General features: G+C 69.7%; 5 protein-coding genes. All 5 read left to right on the forward strand.

What is annotated here, in order from left to right:
• The first annotated feature begins 4 nt into the window (after window positions 1-4).
• The gene (locus tag AC1D01_RS28885; RefSeq protein WP_477872550.1) at window positions 5-724 is read left to right on the forward strand and encodes a transglycosylase domain-containing protein; all 720 of its coding nucleotides are present in this window, start codon (window positions 5-7) and stop codon (window positions 722-724) included.
• A 46-nt stretch (window positions 725-770) separates the two neighbouring features.
• Window positions 771-1,379: a hypothetical protein gene (locus AC1D01_RS28890; protein WP_477872544.1), complete on the forward strand. Its 609-nt coding sequence runs from the start codon at window positions 771-773 to the stop codon at window positions 1,377-1,379.
• Window positions 1,376-1,897 carry a TlpA family protein disulfide reductase gene (locus AC1D01_RS28895; RefSeq protein ID WP_477872546.1) on the forward strand — a complete coding sequence of 174 codons (522 nt, stop codon included), beginning with the start codon at window positions 1,376-1,378 and terminating at the stop codon, window positions 1,895-1,897. Before AC1D01_RS28890 ends, AC1D01_RS28895 begins: the two co-directional genes overlap by 4 nt.
• 123 nt (window positions 1,898-2,020) lie before the next feature.
• Window positions 2,021-2,479 (forward strand): type II 3-dehydroquinate dehydratase, encoded by a 459-nt coding sequence (gene aroQ, locus AC1D01_RS28900; RefSeq protein ID WP_477872548.1) that lies wholly within the window; start codon window positions 2,021-2,023, stop codon window positions 2,477-2,479.
• A gap of 69 nt (window positions 2,480-2,548) precedes the next feature.
• The coding region (locus AC1D01_RS28905) for a DUF8684 domain-containing protein (RefSeq protein ID WP_489740790.1) at window positions 2,549-2,728 on the forward strand (180 nt) is incomplete at its 3' end.

Below are 2,728 nucleotides of genomic sequence, written 5' to 3' on the forward strand. Positions count from 1 at the left end.
GTCGGTGCTTGCACTGCAGCTGTACTTCCTGGCCCGCATCGCGCTGATGAGCGTCGTCGATCCGCAGTCGACGACCTTCCAGCGCTCCGAGGCGTGGCGGCTGCTGACCGAGCAGCACCAGATCCTGTGGAGCCAGGAGTGGCAGCCCTACGACCACATCGCCGACACGCTGAAGCGCGCGGTGATCGCGTCGGAGGATGCCGGCTTCACCGAGCACAGCGGCGTCGAATGGGATGCGGTCGAGAAGGCCTGGGAGAAGAACCAGCGGGCCGAGGCCCGGGCCGAGCGGATCAACGAGCGCATCGAGCAGCGGCCGGCCAAGGCGCGCGCCACGCCGGCGCGCCGTGCCGAGCCGAAGATCATCGGCGGCTCGACGATCACGCAGCAGCTGGCGAAGAACCTGTTCCTCGGCAGCGAGCGCAGCCTGCCTCGCAAGGCGCAGGAGTTCGTCATCACCTTCATGCTGGAGGGGCTGCTGTCGAAGCAGCGCATCCTCGAGATCTACCTGAACAACGTCGAATGGGGCGAAGGGGTGTTCGGCGCGCAGGCCGCGGCGCGACACTACTTCCGCGTCGACGCGGCCCGGCTCGCGCCAGCGCAGGCGGCCCGCCTGGCGGTGATGCTGCCGGCGCCGAAGCGCTTCGAGAAGCGGCCCGGGTCGCCGTACGTGGTCGGCCGGGCCGGCACGGTCGTGAGCCGCATGGGCGCCGTGGAGCTTCCGTAGCCCGGATGCCAATCCGGGTTCTTCGCATGCCTCCTAGAATCCCGTGATGCCTTCCGACCTCAGCACTGAACTCGCCAGCGCCGCCGCCCGGCTGATCGTCGAAGAGGGCATGGAGTACGGGCCGGCCAAGCGCCGCGCGGCGCGCGACCTCGGCAAGCGCAGCACGCGGCAGGTCGACCTGCCCGACAACGACCAGGTCGAGGACGAGGTCCGGGCCTACATCGCGCTGTTCTGCGCCGACACCCAACCCGCCGAGTTGCGCGCGCTGCGCGAGGTGGCGCTGCTGTGGATGGAACGGCTGCAGGAATTCCGCCCCCACCTGTACGGCGCCGTCTGGCGCGGCACCGCGACGCGGCTCAACAGCGTGCGGCTGGAGCTGTTCTGCGACGACTCGAAGCAGGCCGAACTCGCGCTGATCGACCGCCGCGTCGACTACGACGTTGGCAGCCTCGACGGCCCGCGCGGCGAGCAGATCGACGTGCTGACCGTCAGCAGCCCGAGCGCCGCACTCGGCGAGGAAGTGACCGTGCACCTGACCATCCTGGACCGCGACGACCTGCGCGGTGCATTGAAACCCGACAGCCGCGGCCGCAGCGAGCGCGGGGACCTGGCCGGGCTGCGCCGTCTGCTCGCCTCGGACGAGGGGCTGTCATGAACCGCCGGAACGCGTTGACGATCGGCGTCGCCGGCGCCGCACTGGCCGCCGGTGCCGGCTTCGGCTGGTGGCGCGAACGCAGCAGCGCCCTGCCCGAGGCCGAACGCGCGCTGTGGGATTTGCAGTTCGACCGGCCCGAAGGCGGCTCGCTGCCGCTGGCCGGCCTGCGCGGCCAACCGCTGCTGCTGAACTTCTGGGCCACCTGGTGYGCGCCCTGCGTGAAGGAGATGCCGCTGCTCGATGCCTTCCAGCGCACCCACCAGCCAGCCGGCTGGCGCGTGGTCGGCCTGGCGGTCGACAGCCCGACCCCGGTGCGGGAGTTCCTGAAGAAGGTGCCGGTGAGCTTCCCGGTCGGCCTGGCCGGGCTGACCGGCGTCGATCTCGCCCGCTCGCTCGGCAACGATCGCGGCGGGCTGCCCTTCAGTGCCGTCTTCGGCCGCGATGGGCGCATCATCGCGCGCAAACTGGGCAGCATCGGCGAGCAGGACCTGGCCGCCTGGGTGCAACAGCTCGGCTGAGGGGCCGCCGGGTTCCATTCGGCTGCCATTTTTCTATATTGCAGTCTTCGGTCCCTAAAGCGCGTAAAGTTCAGCCTTCGCAAAATTCCGGGCCGCCTGCTCCAGGCACCCGATCCGCGTTTCATGCACATCCTGGTCCTGCACGGCCCGAACCTGAACCTGCTCGGCACACGCGAGCCGGAGGTCTATGGCGCGACGACTTTGGCGCAGATCGATGCCGATCTCGCCGAGATCGCGGCGCAGGCCGGTTCGACGCTGGTGAGCTTCCAGAGCAACCATGAAGGCGCGCTGATCGACCGCGTGCACGCCGCGCGGCTCGACGGCACGCAGTTCATCCTGATCAACCCGGGCGCGTTGACGCACACCAGCGTCGCGCTGCGCGACGCGCTGGCCGGCGTCGCGATCCCGTTCATCGAGGTGCACCTGTCGAACGTGCACCGGCGCGAAGCCTTCCGCCACCATTCCTATTTCTCGGACCTGGCCGACGGCGTGATCGTCGGCCTGGGCGCAGACGGCTATGCCTGCGCCCTGCGCCACGTGCTGCAGCGTGACGCGAAGCGCCCTCCGCACCGGACGGCCTGACCCCACGGCGCCTTCGAACCGACCGGTTGGGGGCGCCCGACAACAACGACGACAGAAGTTGGAGAACCCATGGACCTGCGCAAACTGAAGACCCTGATCGATCTCGTGTCCGAATCGAACATCTCCGAACTGGAGATCACCGAGGCGGACGGCAAGGTCCGGATCGTCAAGGCCGACCCGACCCTCGTCGCGGCTGGCCCGGTGGCCTACGCCGCCCCGGTGCTGGCCCCCGCCACCGCTGCGCCCGCC

The organism is Rhizobacter sp. P3_B12, from assembly GCF_056402895.1.